The 22,353-nt window shown below is 45.3% G+C and carries 15 protein-coding genes; 10 read left to right on the forward strand and 5 right to left on the reverse strand.

Features of this window, described 5'->3' with window-relative positions; genetic code table 11:
• Nucleotides 1-9: 9 nt before the first annotated feature.
• Nucleotides 10-2,232: an amino acid permease gene (locus U5K35_RS17310; RefSeq protein ID WP_322572776.1), complete on the reverse strand. Its 2,223-nt coding sequence runs from the start codon at nt 2,230-2,232 to the stop codon at nt 10-12.
• 447 nt (nt 2,233-2,679) lie between these two features.
• Nucleotides 2,680-3,792 carry a transporter substrate-binding domain-containing protein gene (locus U5K35_RS17315; protein ID WP_322572777.1) on the reverse strand — a complete coding sequence of 371 codons (1,113 nt, stop codon included), beginning with the start codon at nt 3,790-3,792 and terminating at the stop codon, nt 2,680-2,682.
• 481 nt (nt 3,793-4,273) lie between these two features.
• On the opposite strand from U5K35_RS17315, the gene U5K35_RS17320 reads away from it, so the two are divergent.
• Nucleotides 4,274-4,975: a dimethylarginine dimethylaminohydrolase family protein gene (locus U5K35_RS17320; protein ID WP_322572778.1), complete on the forward strand. Its 702-nt coding sequence runs from the start codon at nt 4,274-4,276 to the stop codon at nt 4,973-4,975.
• Nucleotides 4,976-5,176: 201 nt separating this feature from the next.
• Here U5K35_RS17320 and U5K35_RS17325 read toward each other — a convergent pair whose 3' ends face one another.
• Entirely contained in the window at nt 5,177-6,274 is a 1,098-nt protein-coding gene (locus U5K35_RS17325) for a Gfo/Idh/MocA family oxidoreductase (RefSeq protein ID WP_322572779.1), read from the reverse strand.
• 301 nt (nt 6,275-6,575) lie between these two features.
• Here U5K35_RS17325 and U5K35_RS17330 point away from each other — a divergent pair, with 301 nt between their 5' ends.
• On the forward strand, nt 6,576-7,166 hold the full coding sequence (locus tag U5K35_RS17330; protein WP_322572780.1) for a LemA family protein: 591 nt from the start codon (nt 6,576-6,578) through the stop codon (nt 7,164-7,166).
• 80 nt (nt 7,167-7,246) lie between these two features.
• The gene (locus tag U5K35_RS17335) at nt 7,247-9,172 is read left to right on the forward strand and encodes a M48 family metallopeptidase (RefSeq protein WP_322572781.1); all 1,926 of its coding nucleotides are present in this window, start codon (nt 7,247-7,249) and stop codon (nt 9,170-9,172) included.
• A 276-nt stretch (nt 9,173-9,448) separates the two neighbouring features.
• On the opposite strand, the gene U5K35_RS17340 is transcribed toward U5K35_RS17335, so the two are convergent.
• Nucleotides 9,449-10,690: a hypothetical protein gene (locus U5K35_RS17340; protein ID WP_322572782.1), complete on the reverse strand. Its 1,242-nt coding sequence runs from the start codon at nt 10,688-10,690 to the stop codon at nt 9,449-9,451.
• A 179-nt stretch (nt 10,691-10,869) separates the two neighbouring features.
• Here U5K35_RS17340 and hutU point away from each other — a divergent pair, with 179 nt between their 5' ends.
• The 7 genes from hutU to U5K35_RS17375 all read left to right on the forward strand — a co-directional run bounded on the left by hutU (nt 10,870) and on the right by U5K35_RS17375 (nt 18,485).
• Nucleotides 10,870-12,534, forward strand: coding sequence for a urocanate hydratase (gene hutU / locus U5K35_RS17345; protein ID WP_322572783.1), 1,665 nt, complete (start codon nt 10,870-10,872; stop codon nt 12,532-12,534).
• A 207-nt stretch (nt 12,535-12,741) separates the two neighbouring features.
• Entirely contained in the window at nt 12,742-13,218 is a 477-nt protein-coding gene (locus U5K35_RS17350; RefSeq protein WP_322572784.1) for a DUF456 domain-containing protein, read from the forward strand.
• A gap of 190 nt (nt 13,219-13,408) precedes the next feature.
• Nucleotides 13,409-14,914: a histidine ammonia-lyase gene (hutH, locus tag U5K35_RS17355; RefSeq protein ID WP_322572785.1), complete on the forward strand. Its 1,506-nt coding sequence runs from the start codon at nt 13,409-13,411 to the stop codon at nt 14,912-14,914.
• Nucleotides 14,915-14,958: 44 nt separating this feature from the next.
• Entirely contained in the window at nt 14,959-15,183 is a 225-nt protein-coding gene (locus tag U5K35_RS17360; RefSeq protein WP_322572786.1) for an addiction module protein, read from the forward strand.
• Nucleotides 15,184-15,291: 108 nt separating this feature from the next.
• A complete protein-coding gene (hutI, locus tag U5K35_RS17365) occupies nt 15,292-16,506 on the forward strand; it encodes an imidazolonepropionase (protein WP_322572787.1) in 1,215 nt (404 codons plus the stop codon).
• A gap of 4 nt (nt 16,507-16,510) precedes the next feature.
• Nucleotides 16,511-17,608, forward strand: a complete 1,098-nt coding sequence (locus U5K35_RS17370; protein WP_322572788.1) for a calcium/sodium antiporter — start codon at nt 16,511-16,513, stop codon at nt 17,606-17,608.
• Nucleotides 17,601-18,485, forward strand: coding sequence for a formimidoylglutamase (locus tag U5K35_RS17375; RefSeq protein ID WP_322572789.1), 885 nt, complete (start codon nt 17,601-17,603; stop codon nt 18,483-18,485). The genes U5K35_RS17370 and U5K35_RS17375 overlap by 8 nt, the downstream gene beginning before the upstream one ends.
• Nucleotides 18,486-18,793: 308 nt before the next feature.
• Here U5K35_RS17375 and secA read toward each other — a convergent pair whose 3' ends face one another.
• The gene (gene secA / locus U5K35_RS17380) at nt 18,794-22,177 is read right to left on the reverse strand and encodes a preprotein translocase subunit SecA (protein ID WP_416221666.1); all 3,384 of its coding nucleotides are present in this window, start codon (nt 22,175-22,177) and stop codon (nt 18,794-18,796) included.
• Nucleotides 22,178-22,353 lie beyond the last annotated feature (176 nt).

Consider the following 22,353-nt stretch of genomic DNA (forward strand, 5'->3'; position numbering starts at 1 on the left):
CTGAATCGGTTATTTTTTACTGATAAAGATCAGGGCAGAATCGGAATTCTCAGCCAGCTCCATAGCTATCTTGCCAAACGCCTTTTCTTTGGCGGTTGGTTTACCCAGCCCCATAATAACCAGATCGTGTTGGTTAGATTGAGATACCAGCTCGTTAATAACATCGTTATTGGGTATCACTTCAACCTCAACTTTACCCGGTATAATTCGACTTGCAAAACGTGTCAGGCGCTGATGATTTTTCTTTATGATCTCTTCAGCAGTATCGGACGGAAGGATTTGAATAAATTTCATCTCAGGCTGTGAACTTCGCCACAAGCTTGCGGCTATACGAGCTCTTAACGTATCGTGACTGCTAAAACCGGCAACGGGAATTAATACTTTTTTCGCTTCCGTGATTTTCCAGCCGCTGTAGGGCTGACGAAAAACTACAACATCAGATTTTACATGCTTAACCAGCTTTTCAAGGTTTTGACTGGTTTCATCATCATTCAAATCACTTAATCCCAAAAGCAAACTTCTGCAGTTGTGAACCTTAGCCACCCGCTCAATCTCCTCCCAGGGATGTTCAGCTATCGTGGTTAGTGTATCGGGTCGAAGTCCCGCCTCAAAAGAAGCCTTTAATGCATATTGAGTTACATCTCCGCTGCTGGACAGTCGCCTGTCGATATCATCTTTCTCAATGCTGGGTATTACAATAGACAGCAGCAAAACGCGGCCTACTACGGGAGGAGCCAGTGCATTGGCAACAAATACCATGGATTCGGCATTGGCAGGATTTGAGATCGGGAGCAGAACCAGCGGGCTTAATCCCCTGAGCCGAACCAGATCCGGGTCCAGAGCCTGCTCGGATGCTTCAATAGCTTCCGCTTTCTTCACAAAAAATGAAACGAACAGAACACCTCCGATTATCAGCCAGAATAGAGAAATCACTCCTGCGGCCGGTTCAACAATAGCCTGAAAGATGGCCAACGCAACGCAGGCAGTCATTCCAACGATCGGCAGAGCCGGGAAATAAGGTGCTTTAAAGGTCTCTGTCTCCTTGTAGCTGCGACTGCGCATCAGCATCATAATCACATGGCCGAGAGCAAACGTTATCAGAAAGATCAAACTGGAGGCAGCACCTGCGGCCGCTACATCGGGCAGTATCAAAACAAGCAGGCCTACAATTCCTGACGTAACCCATACAGAAGTAACGGGCGTGCCAAAGCGTTCATCAATATTTGCCATATGGTGAGACAACGTGCGATCGTTCGCCATTCTGAGTGAAATGCGTGAAGCCGCGAACAGATTAGCCTGAAGAGCCGAAAGCATCGAAAATATACCGGCTATCAGTACCAGCCAAAAGCCAAACGCGCCAAGATAGTTTTGAGCCGCAATAGCTAAAACCGTTTCAGGATTATCACGGCTCAATTCCACAATCGATTCGCCGGGCAAAACTCCAACGGTAGACATTACAAAAAGGAGAGGAAGGTAGATCGAAAGACCAATAACCAGCGTTCCGATCATCGCTTTTGGAATAGTTTTTTCGGGATTTTTAATTTCTCCAGCTGCCGATGCAATCAGGTCAAAACCCTGCATGGCTATAAACGTGTATCCCATTGCGGCCACCACCCCGCTGAATCCGCCTGAAAAAAACGGGTCCAGGCTCTGCTTGATATGCGAAAATGGAGTCTGAACAAATACCGCCAGACCTCCTGCTATCAGAATTGCAAAAACAACCAGCTTCCCGATATTGATAAATGCACCGCCGTCGCCCGAACTTCTGGTAAGTTTAAATGTGAAGTAGGCAATGGCTGCCAAAGCAAGCAGAACAGAGAAAAGTTTCAGGCCCACGATATCCTGAAAACCACTTATTGGAATCTGTTGGAGAGCGAACACAGCAAATGAACCAAAACCCAGGGCGTATAAAACCGCGGCAACAAGTGATGCAAACCAGACAATCCATCCAACACCAAAAGCAACCTGCAGTGAAAGAGCTTTTTTTGCATAGGTGTATGTTCCACCGGACTGAGGATTGGCGGATGCCATTTCTGCAAAACTGAGAGCCGTAATTATGGCTATTATTCCGTTAAGAATAAAAGCAACAATTGCAGACGGCCCACTAACTGCAAAAGCGACACCGGCAAGCGCAAGTATACCTCCCCCTACCATGGCCCCAACCCCAATGCCAAGGGCTCCAAAAAGTCCCATTGTACGATTTACCGATGCTGATTGTTGATCTGTTGCCAATCTCTTTCTATTTCAGATTTAGATTAAAGTCGAATGTAAGATGAAATTTTAAAGTACTTAACATCAATTCGATAAAAAATCGTTGAATTTGGAAACCGATAAGTATCCTCATTTTTCAGCTAATGATGGAATGAAACCGGATTCCAATATTACTTCATACTTTTTTTAAAATGAAAAAGAACCCACCGGCCTTGATTGGTGGAGAATTAGCATGGTTTGCATCAAAGCGCGGGAGAAATCGCAACATCTGCTCCCTTGGGAGCGATTGATGTTGTGTAACCGCGCGGGCAAACCAGGCCCGGAAGCAATCACAGTCGGGAGTTTTTGATTACTTTTGGCGGCCCAAAAGTAATACAGAGGGCATAATTGCCTAAGCATTCATTCTTTCAAAACATTTCCAAATAATAGAGACTCATATTTCAAATCCTTATCTCAAATACACATTATTTACAAGTCACCAAAATAATCTCTTAGCATAGAATTCCACTCTTCACTATTGATATAATCCAGCAAAACCTGATTTATTTCATTCCGGTACTCGCTGTTTAGCGGTAATACAATCCCATAGTACTGATCATTGAACGTGTTGGGCAGCAACCTTACCTGATTTCTGTAATCCTGCTGTATCATATATCCAATAATTGGTGCATCGTGTACAAAAGCATCAATATCTTCTTCGTTAACGGCTTCCAGTCCCTCATCTATTGAATCAAAAGTTTGCACCCTTATATTTTCCTGATTCATATACTCTTGAGTTGCAGAGTTCACCAAAACCCCAACCCGGGCATTTGGAAGATCTCCCGGTCCGGTTACCCTACTGTCTAACTGAGTTACCGTTAAACTGGAAGCGATGGAAGCAGTAAAAAATGAGATCACAATAATGGCGGTAAACATCCATATAAACCCTACTACTCGTCCGCCCAATGTTCGGGGTGACTTATCTCCGTAACCGACCGTAGTCATGGTTACGGCCGCCCACCAGAATCCATTACCGATTCCTTCTGCTGCACTGCCGCCAAACTCTTCCTGGTTTTCCTGCCTTTCAAAAATCCAGACCAAAACACCCCAAAATAGCAGCAAGCCAATCAATAGAAGCACAACCCACCAGAAGTCCACAGTGAAAAGAGATTGAATGGATCCTAATAAACCTGTCGATTTATACGGCACGGCAATTCCCAAACCGGTCACATAAAATGGATGGGTAAAATCTACGCTCTCTTCCCGTTCCGATGTGATTGTGAGTGCGGAAACGGCGGCAAAATAGTCTCCTCCGGAAATACCGTCCAGCATTCCCTGGATATCATCCTCCTTGTAAGTAAAGTCCAGTCCCAGCTCATTGCCAATATGTTCCCAAAGTTGGATGGATATTCCGCTGTATTCGCCATTCCCTTCAGCTATTACAAAAGGAGGAACAACCCTCGTGCCTATGACCAACTCCTCCTGATCATTTTCGAAATTCAGATTATTTGCTGCCAGGCTATTGAGTGGAAGAGCAGCAAAAATTATCAACAGAAAGCTCAACAAGTACTTAGAGAAAGTTGGTTTAGCAGCACCAATCATATCAAACAATTTTTCGAGATTTGGTTTATTAAAGTGTCAATATATAAAAAAACAATCTGAAGGCTCATGTAAGACAAGATATGTTGATTGATAAACGTGAATTCGATGTATGAAAACCAATGACGAATCTGCCTAGGCACACCTTAAAGAGACTGTGAATTTATGCTGCCCTTCAACATCGTTGATCCATCCACTGTGCTTTATTGCCACGGAATCACGGAAAAGAACCTGGTTTTCTTTGAAATTCCGTGTTTCGCTTCGCGTCAAAAGATGAACCGTGGCATTTTTTCACAGATTCTAAAGAAGGGAGTTCATAGGATTTTCACTATTTTTGCTGACTTTTCTCTTTATAAGGGGACTTTTGGAGTAATTACATGGCAATTTACTATCGAACTCAGTCTAAAATTTATATCTGAATCTCATGGCAACTGCACTCACAAGGAAAATTAGCCCGAAGTTATCTGAATGTGAATTAACCCATTTGGACAGACAACCTATTAACATCAGTAAAGCCGGGGAGCAACATCATCAGTACGAAAACGCGCTTAAAAAGATGGGCTACTCCATTCGCCGGCTTCCTGAAACACCCGAACTGCCCGATGGAGTTTTTGTTGAAGATGCCGCCGTTGTTTTTGATGAGCTTGCCATCATTACAAGGCCGGGGGCTGAATCGAGAAGGCCTGAGACAGAAACTATGGCAGAAGTACTGAAGGAGTACCGTGAGCTCCATCACATAGAAGCTCCGGGAACCGTGGATGGCGGTGATGTGCTTGTGCTGGGTAAAAATGTCTATATCGGAATTTCGCAACGCACCAATCGGGAGGCGATTCGCCAATTTGGTCAAATTCTGAAACCGTTCGGATATAATGTGCATGGAATTGAGGTCACAGATTGCCTGCATTTAAAAACAGCCCTGACTCCGCTCGAAGATGATCTTTTATTGATCAATCCCGACTGGGTTGATGGAGATATTTTTGAAGATTACCACACCATCTCAGTTCATCCGGATGAGCCTTATGGAGCCAATGTGATGAGGCGGGACAATTGGGCTCTCTGTCCGGAAGCATTTCCCCGAACAGCCGAACTTCTTGCTGAAAGAGGGTATGATGTAATTACCGTTGATCAATCCGAGATGGCGAAAGCTGAAGCCGGGCTCACCTGCTGCAGCGTAATTGTGGAGTAAATCTCTGTTCCTGTTTTCTACCCATTTCTTTGGGGCTGAATGAACCTCAAGTTCATGCAGAATGTCTGCGATAATTAGCGAAATTACCTGCGCAGCTCTGCGAGAAAAAGAGCACCAGTTTTAATTTTCGTGAACTATCGCCAAAGAGCAGAAATAAAGAATTTAACTCATCTCCTCAGACGTAAAATTTTCAGCTTTCATTCACAACTGAACCCAGTCGCCACCATTCCTTGATGATTCCATGATTGCTTCAACAACGCGGATATCTGATAAACCGTCTTCGCCCGGCACAATTGGAGATCTGTTCTCTTTAATTGCCCGCGCCTCATTATCCATTTGACGAGCCTGCTGATGCCCCGGATCTGCCTCAAGAACTTTTCCGCTGCTTGTCTCTCCCTGTACGCCGCTATAACTTTGAAACGGCCGAAGTCTGTACCATCCATTTTCGGCATCAATGTCAAGATAGTTCATCGACTTGCCAAAACTCGTTTCGCAATGCGATCTCAAATCTCCGGGAAATTTCATTTCAAACTCGGTAAACTCATCCACATCACTGTACATCTCTTCGCGTTCCGACCACTGCCTGCCTCGCACAGCTACAGGTTCAAGGCCGGAAGAGTAGCGTGATGCATTGATCGGATACACTCCCATATCATAGAGTGCACCTCCGCCCATTTCAGATCTGACTCGCCAGTTGGTTGGGTCCGGATAAGATCCTCTATAGCCCGCTCCGCTTTTGATTTCCGTTACCGCGCCGTAGGTTTTTTCTTTTCCATACCTGATGATTGTCTGGGTATTAGGTTCATGCTGCATTCGATGACCAATCGATAAATGAACCCCGTTCCGGTTAGCTGCATCAATGATAGCCTGACACTCCTCAACATTTTTCGCCATCGGTTTCTCGCACCATACATGCTTACCGGCCTCAGCACCAACAATTGCATCCCGGGCATGAATAGATGGCGGTGTGACGATATACACGATATCAATATCGTCGTTATTGGCAATTTCAGGCAATGTTTCATAGCTGTACACATTCCGATCGGGAATACCATATTTCTCTTGCCAAACCGGAATCTTTTCAGGTGAGCCGGTTACAATTCCCCTCAATTCACAATGTTCTGTCAGCTGTAAACCCGGCGCCAACCTTCCGGTGCTATACCTTCCCAAGCCGACAAGTGCCACACCCAATTTTCTGTCACGCCGCGGTAAAATAATGGATGGAAATCCGACAGAAACCAGTGCCGCTGCTGTGCCGGCTCTCTTGATAAACTGTTTTCGTGAAATGTAGTCCTTCATAGAAATACCTGTTCGTTCAAAAATGACTGTATTCTCAGCGTGATTTCGCTTACATGTTATAACTAACTATACAAAACTTATTAAGAATCGGGTAAATAATTACCCAAATGAGTAATGAATGTGTTTTTGCAGCGGAGCTGCTTGCTTGCCGCCCCGGAGCAGAGCACCGTGACGAGGGATGTAAATATTACTTAAATGAATGTGATGAATAAACCACAATTTGTACAATAACTCACTTCTTGTATATTTCTGACCAACAGGATGTAACGGTGGCCTGATAACAACTAAATTCTTCCTTCATATGACAACTCTCATAATTTTATCCGTCCTTATAATTATTCTCATAGCCTGGTCTGTGAGTATCTACAATAAACTCGTCGCTCTCCGAAATCGGTTCAAAAATGCCTTTGCCCAGATTGACGTGCAGTTAAAAAGGCGTTATGACTTGATCCCGAATCTTGTTGAAATTGCCAAGTCTTACATGAAACATGAGCGGGAAACCCTGGAGGCCGTTATTCAGGCCAGAAACCAGGCACAGCAGGCAGAAGAGCAAGTTGCCAGTCAGCCTGATGATCCAAATGCCATGAAAAATTTAATGGGTGCTGAACAAACGCTCACCGGCTCGCTTGGCAGACTTTTTGCTCTTTCAGAAAACTACCCGGATTTAAAAGCCAATCAGAATATGATGCAGCTGTCTGAAGAGCTCTCCTCAACAGAGAACAAGATCGCATTTGCACGGCAGGCTTTCAATGATTCTGTAATGAACTACAACACCTACCGTGAACAGTTTCCAAACACGATTTTTGCCGGCATGTTTGGTTTTAATCAGGCTCAGGAGTTTATCATTGACAATGAAGCTGAAAGAGAAGCTCCAAAAGTATCATTCAATTAACCATTTTGGTTTTACAGATCTTTTTCTGTTTTCATATTGTCTAAATATTTCAATTGAATGGTAACCTTTAACGTACGCTGATGGATTTTTTTGAAGCCCAGGATCAGGCCAAGCGTAAGACCGGCAGGCTAATTTTCTACTACTTGCTGGCCGTGGTTGGAATTATCCTATCGATATACTTTGTGAGTGTTTTTCTTTATCGATGGCAGCTTGCCGGATTTTCAGATACAAGCTGGATCAATCCTGTCTGGCTCGTCATCGTCTCTATTATAGTACTGATTACCATCTCTATCGGGACATTATTCAGGGTTGCGCAACTTAGAAAGGGCGGATCCGCGGTAGCAGAGCTCTTAGGCGGCCGGCAGGTGGAATCCTCAACAAAAGACATTGATGAACGTCGCCTGATGAACGTCGTAGAGGAGATGTCAATCGCGTCCGGTCTGCCGGTTCCTGAAGTGTACGTACTCGACAATGAAGAGAACATCAATGCTTTTGCCGCAGGCTTTGGGACCAATGACGCTGCGGTGGGTGTAACCCGTGGGGCTCTCGAACAGCTTACCAGGGACGAGCTCCAGGGTGTAATCGCGCATGAATTCAGTCATATTTTCAATGGTGATATGCGCCTGAATATCAGGCTGATCGGTATTTTAAACGGTATATTAGTGATCCATATCATGGGCATGGTTCTCATGCGAAGTATGATGTTCTCAAGAGGCACAAGATCAAGAAGCAGCAACGATGGCAAGGGAAGCGGAAACATTACGATCGTGATTATAGTCATGGGCCTCTCATTAATTATCATAGGATATATCGGAATGATTTTTGGCAGAATGATCCAGTCAGCAATTTCGCGACAGCGGGAATACCTGGCCGATGCTGCAGCCGTTCAATATACCCGCAATCCTGACGGGCTTGCCGGCGCACTCAACAAAATTGGATTGAAAGCTAAAGGCGCGGAAATCAACGACGGGCACGCCATGGAGATGAGCCATCTTTTTTTCGCGAGCAGTTTCCACTCAGCTCTTGATAAGCTTTATTCAACACATCCTCCTATCGAAAAACGAATAAAAGCGATTAAACCTTCTCTCAATCCTGAAGATTTCAGGCGCCGGGAAAAAATGAAACAGAAGTTTCAGGAACAGCGTGTCTCAGGTGACAAAGGGCAACCCGAAAAAGGTGGTTTTGCGGGACACCCGGCGCTTACCCCTGAAGTGATTCTCGGGGCCATAGGAACACTTGATGGTAATCATATACAAAAAGCGGGCGAATTGTTAAATGACCTGCCTGAAAATCTCAAAAAGGCAACTCATGAGCCTCTGGAGGCCGAAGCGTTAATGTTTGCTTTACTTTTCGCAACGTCACGTGAAAAGCTTCCCGACTGGTTTAAAGAACGCGTTGATGAAAGCATCTCAGAGGCTACACAAAAACTGTTCACACAGCTTTCAGAAGCTTCGCGCGAATGGTTCCTGCCACTTGCTGAAATGTCACTGCCCACGCTTCGTCAATTGAGCAAAGAACAGTACCAATCTTTCCGATCTGTTTTAGAGAGTATTATTAAAAAATCTGACCGGGAAAACCTGTTCGCCTTCGCGATTGAAAAATTACTCCTTCGTCAGCTCGACACCGCATTTTCAAGTCGGAAGGAACCGGAAATTCGTCATCATCATTTTAAGACACTGGGTCACGAAATGTCGGTTGTGCTCTCCGCTCTCTCCTATTTATCAGATGAAAATCCTGAGGCAGCCTGGGAAGCCGGAGTAAAAACGATTAGGAAACTTCTTCCGTCAGACGCTTCTCTTTTAAGCAAAGATGAGTGTACAATCGAAAAAGTTGATCAGGCTCTTGATGAACTTGCGGCCTCTTCAAATCCGGTTAAAAAATATGTTTTGAGAGCAATCATTCACTGCATCTCTTCGGATAAGGTTCTATCTATTGAGGAAAAAGAACTTACACGAGCGATTTCAGAGGCATTGGACTGCCCTATTCCAATGGGTGCTTTGGGGTAAGTTCAGTTCCTTTTGATTACCTGACGTGAGTTCGACAAAAAAGTCTATTGGATGTGCCCGCTCAGCCGGCTTGCGGAGGAACAAAGTGGATGAAACTTTGTGAATAGAAGTTAAATCATGAGTATTTAAGCCTTATCTTAGCTCAGCGAGTCATCCCCCTCGGCTCTTACGAACCTCATACCCTTCGAAGGGGATATTTTGTGTTTTATTCCTTTTCTCCATTTACCCGAAAAGATTGACGATATCACGTTAAATATGTAATACTTGCCCAATCAATTAGTCGTGTAAAATTGCAGTACCCCGATATTCATCTTTCAGATGCAGCGGCCTGGGGAATGTGATAATAAATGCGTCAGAAAGCCTGCTTGAGGCAATGTCATGGGCTCTTTGAGCATCTTCGAGCTGTGAGAAGTTTCCGACCAAAACCTCGTAGAATCTGCCGCGTTCAATCACAAACACGATATCTTCAGGGTTCTCAAACTCATCACTTAAAAGTTCATGAAAGATCTCTTTCACCTTGTTTGCGGACTCATAGCTTGTGGCTGCAAAAACCTGGACGTAGTGTCCGGCAGGAACTTCACTCTTGAGAACCTGATCTCCCTCCTGAATCCTCTCTTCAACTGAAATCTCCAGATTGTCGAGTCTGTATTCGAGCGTATCAATTCTGGATTCCAGAACTTTTGTAAATGCATCCAGTCTTTCAATTTTTTCCCGGTAATTCTTTTCAGACTCATCGAATTTCTCTTCCATCTCAGTCAACTTGGTGCGCTGAGCCTCTATCTCCCGGCTTGCCGCTTTGAACTCCTCGGTGCTTTCGATAAAGTTATCATACTCGGCATCTGTTAACTTTTTAACTGCCGGAGAAAGGTTAAGCGGTTTAGAATCGCCCCGCCCAAAGTTGATACGAATCCCGCCGGTAGCCATTCCCACCTGATCGAAGGGAAATCCGCGTCTCGAATTATCCAGCCCGTTGGATGCCATTTTTATTTCAAACTGTGAAAAAACATCAACAGAATTTGTAATACTGACTGCTACTCCCAAACCACCGAGTATAGCTGATTCAAATCCGCTGGCATCCTCATCACCAAGCTCATATTTAAAGTAGTCCTGTTCAAATCCTAAAATCAGATAGGGGTTTACCCATTCAGAGATTTGGTTACGTCGATAGAGACGGTTGAAATTGAACGTATTTTTTAAAGAAGCAGAATGGATAACTGTTTCAAATCCTCCATCACCTACACCTTTAATGGTGTTGTATCGGTAACCCAGTTCAGCCGACCAGAATGGGGAAATCGCATACTGAACTCCTCCGCCAAAGTTGTATGTAGTCTCTGTAAATGTATTGTAGTTACTGCCAAAGATTTGATTGTCATCATCCGGATAACCTAATGTAGCTCCTCCGTAAAGGGACAGGCTCACCCTTCTGTAATCGTTGCTATTCTGCGCAAAACCATCTGCAGCAAATAGCAGAAACATTATAATAACACCCAAGCAGCGTCTCATCTCTGTACTAGTCATTTTAATCAAATACCAATTTTCACTATTCTTGATGTAACTATCTGAATCTCAGTAGTGTAGAGATTTGTACTCCAAATACAACCATTCATTTTTTATTAATAGTAAACTACGCTGCATCTTCATTTTTTCACATTTAGTTTTCTTAACAACACCTTTTTAAGCTTAAATTGTTTTAACTCATGGATAACATTCAAAAAAACATCAAAGCCCCTCACGGTACAAAACTGAGCTGCAAAGGCTGGCATCAGGAAGCAGCCATGCGAATGTTAATGAACAATCTTGATCCGGACGTTGCTGAAAGGCCGGATGAATTAATTGTATACGGCGGTGGCGGGAAGGCTGCGAGGAACTGGGAAAGCTATCATCGGATCATAAAAACCCTGAAGCGGCTGGAAAATGACGAAACAATGTTGATTCAGAGTGGAAAACCGGTCGGTGTCTTTCGTACGCATGAAGAAGCACCGCGAGTCTTGATTGCCAATTCACACCTGGTTCCACGCTGGGCCACATGGGAGGAATTCCGGAAGCTCGATAAAATGGGTTTGACCATGTATGGGCAGATGACCGCCGGATCGTGGATCTACATCGGTTCGCAGGGAATTGTACAGGGCACCTATGAGACGTTTGCCGAATGCGCCCGTCAGCATTTCGACGGTTCACTCAAGGGAAAACTTGTGGTTACAGCCGGACTCGGCGGAATGGGCGGAGCTCAGCCGCTTGCAGCCACCATGAACGGCGCCGCTTTTCTGGGTATAGAGGTAGATGAAAGCCGGATTGATATGCGTATCAAAACCGGATATTGTGATGTGAAGTGTACTGACCTGGATGATGCTCTCGACAAGGTAATGAATGCAAAAGCGGAGGGAGAAGCACTGTCCGTTGGCCTGCTTGGAAATGTTGCGGAAGTGCTCCCTGAACTGATGCATAAAGGCGTAATTCCCGATGTGCTGACCGATCAAACCTCTGCCCACGACTTGCGGGTTGGATACATACCCGCCGGTTACACGCTCGATCAAGCTGCTGAAAAACGCGATAGCGATCCTGAAGGATATGAGAACGATGTTCTGGATTCGATGGTAGCCCACGTCCAAACTATGCTCGATATGCAAAAACGGGGCGCCATTACTTTTGATTACGGTAACAACCTTCGCGGTCAGGTTGCGGATCATCGCGGCATGAAAGAGGCGTTCGATTTTCCGGGATTCGTACCGGCCTACATTCGTCCATTATTCTGCAAGGGTTCCGGACCGTTTCGCTGGGCGGCTCTCTCCGGCGATCCCAATGATATTGCAGTCACAGATAAAGCCATTCTCGAAACCTTCCCGGAAAAAGACGCACTTCGGAGATGGATTCATGAGGCTCAGGAGAAAATTCACTTCCAGGGACTGCCTTCCCGAATCTGCTGGCTGGAGTATGGCGAACGTGCCGAGATGGGAGAGAAATTTAATTGGCTTGTCAAAAAAGGAAAAGTAAAAGCCCCGATTGTAATTGGACGGGACCACCTGGACACAGGATCGGTCGCATCGCCCAACCGGGAAACCGAAGCGATGAAGGACGGATCAGACGCTATCGCTGACTGGCCGCTCCTGAATGCCATGCTCAATACGGCCAGCGGAGCAAGCTGGGTGAGCCTCCATCACGGGGGTGGAGTTGGGATCGGATATTCCATTCATGCCGGAATGGTTTGTGTAGCCGATGGAACAGAAATGGCCGATCGAAGATTGCGCAGGGTTCTCACCAACGATCCCGGAAGCGGAGTGATGCGCCACGCCGATGCCGGTTACGAATTAGCACAAGATGTAGCCAAAGAAAGAGGAGTGGATCTGCCGGGAATCACGGATTGATTATCCCAAACCCCGAGTCATCTGACTCGGAAATTCTGCCTCATTTCAACGCTGCAACATACTGATTCGTTGGTCATATTTTTATGAAATTATATTTCAACGGATCAGCGCCCCGTTGTACTTGGGACGAATCTTTTCCGGTTCGCTTTCGTAAATTGAATTGGCCATTTAGCTCAGGCCTTCAATAATAGCTGAAAAGTAAATCCCATGGAAACAATCCTCATTATACTCGGAATTCTCTTGATGATCACCGGACTCATCGGCGCCTTTCTCCCTATTCTTCCCGGGCTTCCATTTTCATATGTGGGACTGCTAGTGCTTCAACTCACCGAAAACCCGCCATTCAGCCTTCGTTTTTTGATTGTCTGGGCAGTGATCGTAGTGATGATTCAGTTTCTGGAGCAGATCGCTTCCGTCGCCGGAGCAAAAAAGATGGGTGCATCATCCTATGGAATCTGGGGTAGTATCATTGGGGCCATTGCCGGCTTTTTTATATTCCCTCCTCTTGGAATTGTTTTTGGGCCGATCATCGGAGCTTATGTCGGAGAACTCATCAATAAAAAGACTACACAAGAAGCCTTGCGTTCGGCAATGGGAGCTGTTCTTGGATTTTTTGTCAGTACATTCATCAAAGTAGTTGCCGCTCTTGTAATGACTTATCATTTTATCGTAAATGCATTTTGATGTCGCCATTTACTATGAGCAAAAATCTCCCCTCGAGGGGAGTACTCCGTTTACGGAGGGAGGGGTGTAAAAGTCTTGAAATAGCAGAGATTATCCACCACTGCTCGGCTTTCATTCTGAAGAGATCTTAAGTAATTTACAACCGCTGTTTCTTCATGATACACAATCAATTTGCCCGAAATATTCTATTATGAAAAATATCCGTATCAGCAAACTGTATGGTGATCTGGAAAGACGAATCAATCAGCTTAAAACGGACAAGAAAGCCCTGATTGATTCCCGGAAAGTGGTTGATAACGCCCTGAAAGACGGCAGCGCCTACTACGGCATAAATACCGGGTTTGGTGCTCTGGCCGGTAAGCGGGTGAATGACAGCGACCTGAAACAGCTCCAGCGAAATCTGATTCTGTCGCATTCCGTAGGAGTCGGGAACCTGATTCCAAAGGAGATCTCCCGCCTGATGCTACAGCTAAAAATTCACGCATTAGCTATCGGTTACTCCGGCATCTCTGAAGAAACGTTTGACCGATTAATGCTTTTTATCGAAAAGGACTGGATTCCGGCCATTCCCGAAAAGGGAAGTGTTGGTGCTTCGGGCGATCTGGCACCGCTGGCCCACATGTCGCTTCCCCTGCTTGGTTTTGGTGAGTTCTGGAATGAAGATGGCTCAGCAACCCTTCCCGCCGATCAGGTTCTGAAGAATAACGGCCTTGAACCAATCGACCTTCAGCCCAAAGACGGACTATCGCTCATTAACGGCACCCAGCTGATGAGTGGATATGGCGCCTTTATCCTGGAAAAATCTCTGCACCTTCTTAAAATGGCCGATGTAGTTTCTGCCATGAGCCTGGAGGCTCTGCAGGGGAGCATCAAACCGTTTGATGAGCGAATTCACAACATTCGTCCGCATCAGGGGCAGAAGAATGTGGCTGAAAATATTCGGAATTTGCTGGTTGAAAGTGAAATTCTGGAATCGCACCGCCACTGCGGGAAAGTGCAGGATCCCTACTGCCTGCGCTGTGTTCCACAGGTTCACGGTGCCAGCCGGGATGCGATCAATCATGCCGTTTCGGTGGTTGAAACAGAGATCAACTCGGTGACCGACAATCCGCTCGTTTTTCCGGATGGGGACATCATCAGCGGAGGAAATTTTCACGGTCAGCCGCTGGCGCTTGTTCTCGATTTTGCAAAAATAGCCCTGGCGGAAATTGCCAGCATCTCTGAGAGAAGAACCTATCTTCTGCTGGAAGGTCACGATGGATTGCCCAAACTCCTGATGCAGGAGACAGGTATCAACTCCGGGTTTATGATTCCGCAGTACACTTCGGCGGCGCTGGTATCAGAAAACAAAGTGCTTTGTCATCCCTCATCGGTCGACTCCATCCCGACCAGTCTGGGTCAGGAGGATCATGTGAGTATGGGCAGCATCAGCGCTCTGCATCTCCTGAAAGTATATGAAAATGTGGAACAGGTGCTTGGAATTGAGCTATTCACCGCAGCTCAGGCGCTCGACTTCCGCAAGCCGCTTCGGCCGGGTAAGGGTGTGGAAAAAGCGCATGAAGTCATCAGAAAAACCATTCCGCACGCAACTGAAGATCAATATTTTAAGGATGACATCCATCAAGCTGTAGATTTATTGAGAGGAGCGGAGATGCTTGAGAAAGCTGAAGATGAAATATCAAAAAAATTGACTTAGATCCGTTATACTTCTGTTGAACATCAATAATATTGGGCAGCGACATGATTAAAGAGAAGATTCCCGAACTAAAAAAATTATCCGATGATGAAAAAATCATCCTGATTGGAGAGTTATGGGATGAAGTAATGACAGAAGAGTCATTTAGCCTTACGAAAGAGCAAAAAAAAGAATTGGACAAAAGAATTAACTATGCTGAAGAGAATCCAGATGAGTTGATTCCCTGGGACGAGGTAAAAGAAAAACTCTATGCCAAATACACTGTCTGACAATACATTTTAAATAGAGTGGCATAGATCATTTAATCCAAACTCATTCTGATCTTCATTACAAGCAGGATATTCAATCAATTATAGATAGCCGATATTTCATTTTTTATGCCAATTCTCCAAAACATCTCAATCCTCTACACCTGCCGGGACGAAGGCGGTCAGCCTGATATTCATCCTATAGAAAACGCGGCTATCGCCTGGGTTGATGATAAAATAGAGTGGGTCGGAAAAAAGTCCGAACTTCCGGAAAAGTATCAATCCGCAGAGACTTTTGATGCCGGTGGGAAAATCGTCATTCCGGGATTGGTGGACTGCCACACACATCTCTGCTTTGGCGGCTGGCGGGCTGATGAGTTTGAGATGCGCATTCAGGGCCGAAGCTATCTCGAGATCGCTAAAGCCGGCGGCGGAATTCTATCCACTGTAAAAGCCACTCGCAAAGCTTCAGAAGATGAACTGTTTGAAAAAGCGGCAGGATTATTAGATGAAATACACCGGCAGGGAGTCACGGCTATCGAGTGCAAGAGCGGATACGGTCTCTCACTTGACGATGAACTAAAACAGCTTCGGGTCTACAGACGGCTGAAAAAAGAATCTCCGGTTCACATCGCAACAACATTTCTGGGCGCGCACACTTTTCCACCCGAATACAAAGAAAATCGACAGGGCTACATCGACCTGATCATTAATGAAATGATCCCTGCCGTAGCTGAAGAGAACCTTGCCGAATTTTGTGACATCTTTGTGGAGGAGTCAGCATTTACCATTGATGAAGCCCGAACTATTTTCGAAGCCGGAAAAAAGCATGGTCTCACCCCTAAACTCCACGCTGATCAGCTCTCATCCGGTGGCGGTGCAGAACTTGCGGCTGAGGTTGGAGCAGTGAGCGCGGATCATCTGGAACAGATTTCCGATGAGGGAATCCGCCAAATGTCAGAGAAAGGCGTGATTGGCGTAACTTTGCCGCTCGCCTCACTCTACACTCAGCAGCCCTACCTCAACTGCAGAAAACTTGTGAACGGAGGAGTAGAAGTTGCCGTTGCAACAGACTTCAATCCCGGCTCAGCACCCACATTTGATCTTTCACTTGCCATGATGCTAACTTGCAATCACGGCAGACTCACTCCGGCCGAAGTACTGAAAGGGGCAACGATCTATGCCGCCAAAGCGATCAACCGGGACAAAACACTTGGTTCTATCGTGCCCGGTAAATCTGCTGATTTTCTGATTATTGATGCTGAGAATGTAAATGAATGGCTGTATCATTACAGGGGTTCTAGAATGACATTCGGATTTTTAAAGGGTAAACGGTTCAACTGATTTTATGCTATCAACCACACTTTGGTTCATTTTTGGTCTCATCGCACTTATTGGGGGCGCGGAGTTATTGGTTCGCTCATCATCCAGCCTGGCCGTAAGGTTTGGAATATCCAAATTGATCGTGGGTTTAACCGTCGTCTCTTTTGGAACAAGTGCACCTGAACTTGGCGTTAGTCTGCAGGCCGGATTTGCCGGTAAAGCCGATATTCTTCTCGGTAATATTGTAGGCAGTAACATCTCCAATACACTGCTGATTTTAGGAATAGCCGCGCTTATTCTTCCACTGAAAGTGAATGTTAAACTGATCCGTGTAGATGTACCGGTCATGATCGGGGTCACTATATTGCTTTATCTCTTTGCACTGAGCGGTTTTATCTATTTCTGGGAAAGTCTGATCCTCGTCATTCTGCTCGCGATTTATCTCACATTTCTGATCCGTGAAAACAAACACTCCGATATGGATGCAGAAATCGAAAAATTACCCACCTCCACCCCGGTCCTGATTATTACCGGAATTGTTGGTTTGCTTTTGCTCGTTTTCGGCGCCCGGTGGCTGGTTGATAGCGCGGTGATTTTTGCAGAAATGGCCGGAATCAGTGAATTGATCATTGGGCTTACGGTTGTCTCAATAGGCACCTCACTGCCCGAAATCGTAACCGCTGTCGTCGCAGCGCTGAAAGGAGAGAAAGACATAGCCGTTGGAAATGTTGTGGGAAGTAATATTCTCAACATACTTGTAGTTCTCGGTGTCACCGGATTGGTTATTCCGGCTTCCATCCCTGTTCAACCCTCACTTGTCCGGTTTGATCTGCTCATTCTCATTGCCGCTTCTTTTGCCTGTCTACCAATATTCTTTACCCGCCACAAAATAGATCGATTTGAGGGATCAGTATTCCTGATTATGTATGTTGCGTATGTACTCTACCTGTTTCTCTACTCTACCGATCACGATCTTCTGGGGACTTTCAGCAATACAATGTTATTTTTTGTATTGCCGCTGGTAGCTGTTACCATTCTCTCAATATTTTGGCAAGAATGGAAGCGGAGACGACGATTTTATCTGGCTGCAAAACACCGAAATGAACAGGCTGAAAATGAGTAAGGAAGATCCTCGCCTTAGAGATTTTATCGGGAAAAATAGTTCTATCCCGAAAGCTCGTCTCATCGGGTTTCCATCAGATGAAGGGGTGAAGATCAACGGCGGCAGGCCCGGAGCTTCCAAAGCACCCAAGTTGATTTTTGAAGAGCTGTTGAAACTAACGCCACACCCGATTCATTTTGACAAGCATATCAAATCGCTGGAAAGAACAGAGAGTTTGAACTTACTGGAATGCTCCGGTGATTTATCGGCCGATCATAAACGTTTGGGGAAATCTACCGCGAGTTCTCTTTCTGATCAGGTATTGCCTGTAATTTTGGGTGGCGGACACGAAACGGCTTTTGGCCACTTTCTTGGATACGCAAAATCAGAGCTTCCCGTGAATATCATTAACATCGACGCCCATGCAGATGTGCGTGAATTGAAAAAAGGTAAAGCTCACTCCGGATCTCCTTTTCGTCAGGCCGTAGAACATCAGTCCGGAATCTGTAAATCTTATAATGTGTACGGGCTGAATCCCGCTTCGGTATTGGTTGATCATCTTGCATATGTCCAAAACCGGGGAGAGGCTGTCTTTGAACAGTCTTTTTCTGTGGATGCCATTCTCAATCGTCTTAACCTTTTTGATGAGAACAGTATTATGGTAACGATGGATATGGATGCCGTCCGACAGGCCGATGCACCGGGTGTCAGTGCTCCAAATGCATCCGGAATCACTAAAGAAGATTGGCTTAAGCTCGCATACGGTTTTGGCAATCACCCGAAAGTCACATCATTTGATCTGTGTGAAGTTAATCCTGAATTTGACCGGGACAATCAAACCGTAAAACTAGCCGCATTAACGGTCTGGTATTTTCTATTGGGTGTTTCGCTTCGGTAGGGTACCTACAAAACAGTCGCGGCACGAGTAATTTCTATGTTAACTAACGTCAGTTCGAGATAAAGATGCCTCAAATAATGCATTACGTCTAATGCATTACGTCACATTGAGCGCAATTTCGAGGGGGCTTTTTCCTCGAAATGAAGTCGAAATGTGTTTTCGACTCCGTTCCGATCAAAAAACGGTTTAAACTGCGCTCAAACTGACGATCATCGATAAAATTATATCGAACTTACGATTTTTAGATAAGCTAAATCCCTCCAATGGTTTCAAACCCTTGGAGGAATTGGAAGAAGGTCTTCGCGTAGTTACTTTTCTATAACAACCCAGCCGCCTTCATTTACCATCTTCTTGGCGTATTTCCACTTCACATCTTTTATTTCCTGCGTATTGATGTTTTGAAGCTTCACATGGTCGTTACGTCCGGGTTCATCTTCAACCGTAACAGGCTGTCGTTTTTCTCCGGGTGCTGAGGCTTTCTGCTGACCGTCTCCATCAGCTTGCCGGTTACCGCGGAAACCCATATTAGTTGCGTCTGCCTGCTCAGCCTGAGCTTTACTCATATCGTATTTGCTCTTCTCTTTCTGAGCTGCCTGAACTTTACCCTGATCGGCCTGAACTTCAGGAACAGCTTTCCAGATCAGTGAAATGGTCTCTTTGTTGATCTCATCGATCAGCATTTTAAACATTTCAAAAGCCTCTTTTTTGTACTCCATCAGAGGATCTTTTTGAGCAAACGAGCGCAGTCCGATACCCTCCTTAACGGTATCCAGCTCGCGCAGGTGCTCCATCCACTTGTTATCGATGGTTGATAGGATCGCTGAACGTTCGAGGGATCTCGCTACTTCGCGTCCTTCGTTTTCATAGGCACGATCAACATCTACAACGATTCGCATTCGTCGCATTCCGTCTGTGAAAATCACCTGAATTTTAGATGGCTTTTTCTCAGAATCACCCTCCTTAATCTGCTTGATAATTCTGTAAAGCGGTTCAGAAACCATTCGCTCTTTTCTGCGATAGTTTTCGTAGGCCTTTTCAATAATATGGTCCACAAGTCCGTCTTCACCCAAAATGGCCCATTGATCGCGGTCAATTTCAACCTCCACAGCCAATTGACGAAGAATTTCATCGCGAAGTTCCTCGAATAATCCTTCAGGATAGTACTGATCAACAATGCCTTCCACCATATCTTCGAGCATATCGAAAATATCACTCTGCAGCTGATCACCCAGGAGTGCGTGCTTTCTACGAGAGTAGACAACATTTCGCTGATTGTTCAGTACATCATCAAACTCCAGCTGTCGTTTACGAATCGCAAAGTTGTTCTGCTCCACTTTTTTCTGAGCGCGCTCGAGTGATTTACTCACCCATGGATGCTGAATGACCTCGCCTTCTTCAAAGTTCAGCTTATCCATGATGTTGGCAATTCGGTCTGTACCGCCAAACAAGGTCATCAATTCATCTTCAAGCGATACATAAAACTGCGACATTCCCGGATCTCCCTGACGACCGGCACGACCGCGAAGCTGGAGGTCAATCCGGCGAGACTCGTGGCGCGCTGTACCCAAAATGGCAAGTCCACCCTTCTCTTTTACTTCATCAGAAAGTTTAATATCTGTACCACGACCCGCCATATTTGTAGCCACGGTTACGGCTCCAACTTGTCCGGCTTGGGCTACAATTTCACTCTCACGAGCGTGCTGTTTCGCGTTCAATACGTTGTGCGGAATTTTAGCATGTTTCAGCATCCGGCTCAATTGTTCGGAGACATCAACACTGGTTGTACCCACAAGTACAGGCTGACCTTTTTCGTGAAACTCCCGAATGGTATTGATTGATGCTTTATACTTCTCTCGTTTTGTTCTGAAAATCAGATCTTCCCGGTCATCCCGAATAATCGGGCGGTTGGTTGGAATTACGGTTACATCCAGATCATAAATTTCATTGAACTCACCCTCCTCCGTAGCAGCAGTTCCCGTCATACCGGATAACTTATGATACATCCGGAAGTAGTTCTGAAGCGTAATCGTTGCGTAGGTTTGTGTGGCAGCTTCAACTTTTACTTCCTCCTTCGCCTCAATCGCCTGGTGGAGTCCGTCTGAATATCGTCTCCCGGAAAGCACACGACCGGTGTGTTCGTCTACAATCTGAACTTTTCCATCCTGAACGATGTACTCCTCTTCTTTCTCAAAAAGTGTGTAGGACTTAAGCAATTGATTAACCGTATGGATACGATCGCCGCGCTCGGCAAATAATCTGTGCAGTTCATTGAAGCGTTTTTCACGTTCCTGCTTCAGCTCCGTTTTTGCCTCCTCAATTTTCTTCTCCTTGTACTCATCGCTGAAATCATCATTATTTCTGATCTCTTCAATTTTCTCTTTTTCGAGCTGATCCATCTCCTCTTCAATCTCAGAGGTTTCGGTACCCAAATCAGGAATTACAAAAAACTCATCACCTTCTTCTTCTTTGGTGATAAAATCACGGCCTTTCTCCGTCATCTCGATAGATTTCTGCTTCATATCTACCGCGTAGTAGAGATGCTCATCAACAATAGGCAGGTTTTTGGCATTATCAGCCAGATAGAAACTTTCAGTCTGCTGTACCAATCGCTGATACTCTGCTTCCTGCATCAGTTTTCTAAACTTCTTGTTTTTTGGAAAACCCCGTTCAGCCCGATAGAGCGCAAGACCGGCCTCGTCATTCTTTCCTTCTTTATGAAGGCGTTCAGCGTCATTTACAAGAGAGGCGACCAGCGCTTTTTGAGCTTTCACCAAGGATTCGACCCGTGGCTTCATCTCTTCATATTTCTGCTGGCTGTTCGATTGAGGAACCGGACCGGAAATAATCAGTGGCGTTCTGGCTTCATCAATCAGAATAGAATCGACCTCATCAATAATTGCAAAGTGATAATCTCTCTGTACAAGCTGTTCTTCTTCAATCACCATGTTATCACGAAGGTAGTCGAAGCCAAATTCGTTGTTGGTGCCGTACGTGATATCAGCGCGGTACGCTTTTCGACGAGGTTCTGTGTTTGGATTGTAGCGATCAACACAGTCTACATGCAGCCCGTGAAAGTTAAAAATAGGCTCATTCCATTCCGCATCCCGTTGTGCGAGGTAGGTATTTACCGTAATAATATGGACACCGCGTCCTGCAAGCGCGTTTAAGTAGGCTGGAAATATCGCGGCAAGAGTTTTACCCTCACCGGTCTTCATTTCCGCAATACTGCTTTGATGCATTGAAATCGCCCCAATCAGCTGTACATCGTAGGGTATCATATCCCATTCAATTTCTGTACCCGCTACTTTCCAGCTTTTTCCAACAAACCGCCGGCAAGTATCTTTTAAAACGGCGTACGCTTCCGGCATAATTTCATCCAGTGTATCTTCCAGAATATCGAGCCACTCCTGTTCCAGCTCGCTCAGGCGATCGGAAAATTCTCTTCTCTCTTCAAGGGAGATAGACTCATCATTGGAATCCATCTTCTTTTTAATTTCGGAAATCTGATCACTGACATCCTTGGTTCTCTCTTTTATCAGTTCTCTAAACGATTCTGTTTTCTGCTTGAGCTCATCATCCGTCAACGCTTTCATTTCGTCTTCAAAGCTGTTGATTTCATCAACAATGGGCCACAATTTTTTTAGATCCCTTTCGCTTTTCGTTCCAAATATTGTCGTAAGGGCTTTGGATATCTTGTCTAACATACAGTTAAATAGGAGTTAAAAATATTTTTGAATGAACTTCATAAGTTACAGCTTAACAGCAGGCAGTTCAACACTCCTTTTACAGAGGCTGAATTTCAGAATTGCACAAGAAATAAGTGCTAAACTTTGAATTCGACTTATGCAACGAATAAAGACCGGAAAGA

It is taken from the genome of Rhodohalobacter sp. (assembly GCF_034521535.1).
GTDB lineage: Bacteria > Bacteroidota > Rhodothermia > Balneolales > Balneolaceae > Rhodohalobacter.

What these genes read in the sequence shown, in the direction of transcription:
- U5K35_RS17315 (WP_322572777.1), bottom strand. Translation starts at nt 3,792, where the DNA reads ATGATTGGTGCTGCTAAACCAACTTTCTCTAAGTACTTGTTGAGCTTT.
- U5K35_RS17325 (WP_322572779.1), bottom strand. Translation starts at nt 6,274, where the DNA reads ATGAAGGACTACATTTCACGAAAACAGTTTATCAAGAGAGCCGGCACA.
- U5K35_RS17330 (WP_322572780.1), top strand. Translation starts at nt 6,576, where the DNA reads ATGACAACTCTCATAATTTTATCCGTCCTTATAATTATTCTCATAGCC.
- U5K35_RS17335 (WP_322572781.1), top strand. Translation starts at nt 7,247, where the DNA reads ATGGATTTTTTTGAAGCCCAGGATCAGGCCAAGCGTAAGACCGGCAGG.
- U5K35_RS17340 (WP_322572782.1), bottom strand. Translation starts at nt 10,690, where the DNA reads ATGACTAGTACAGAGATGAGACGCTGCTTGGGTGTTATTATAATGTTT.
- hutU (WP_322572783.1), top strand. Translation starts at nt 10,870, where the DNA reads ATGGATAACATTCAAAAAAACATCAAAGCCCCTCACGGTACAAAACTG.
- U5K35_RS17350 (WP_322572784.1), top strand. Translation starts at nt 12,742, where the DNA reads ATGGAAACAATCCTCATTATACTCGGAATTCTCTTGATGATCACCGGA.
- hutH (WP_322572785.1), top strand. Translation starts at nt 13,409, where the DNA reads ATGAAAAATATCCGTATCAGCAAACTGTATGGTGATCTGGAAAGACGA.
- U5K35_RS17360 (WP_322572786.1), top strand. Translation starts at nt 14,959, where the DNA reads ATGATTAAAGAGAAGATTCCCGAACTAAAAAAATTATCCGATGATGAA.
- hutI (WP_322572787.1), top strand. Translation starts at nt 15,292, where the DNA reads ATGCCAATTCTCCAAAACATCTCAATCCTCTACACCTGCCGGGACGAA.
- U5K35_RS17370 (WP_322572788.1), top strand. Translation starts at nt 16,511, where the DNA reads ATGCTATCAACCACACTTTGGTTCATTTTTGGTCTCATCGCACTTATT.
- U5K35_RS17375 (WP_322572789.1), top strand. Translation starts at nt 17,601, where the DNA reads ATGAGTAAGGAAGATCCTCGCCTTAGAGATTTTATCGGGAAAAATAGT.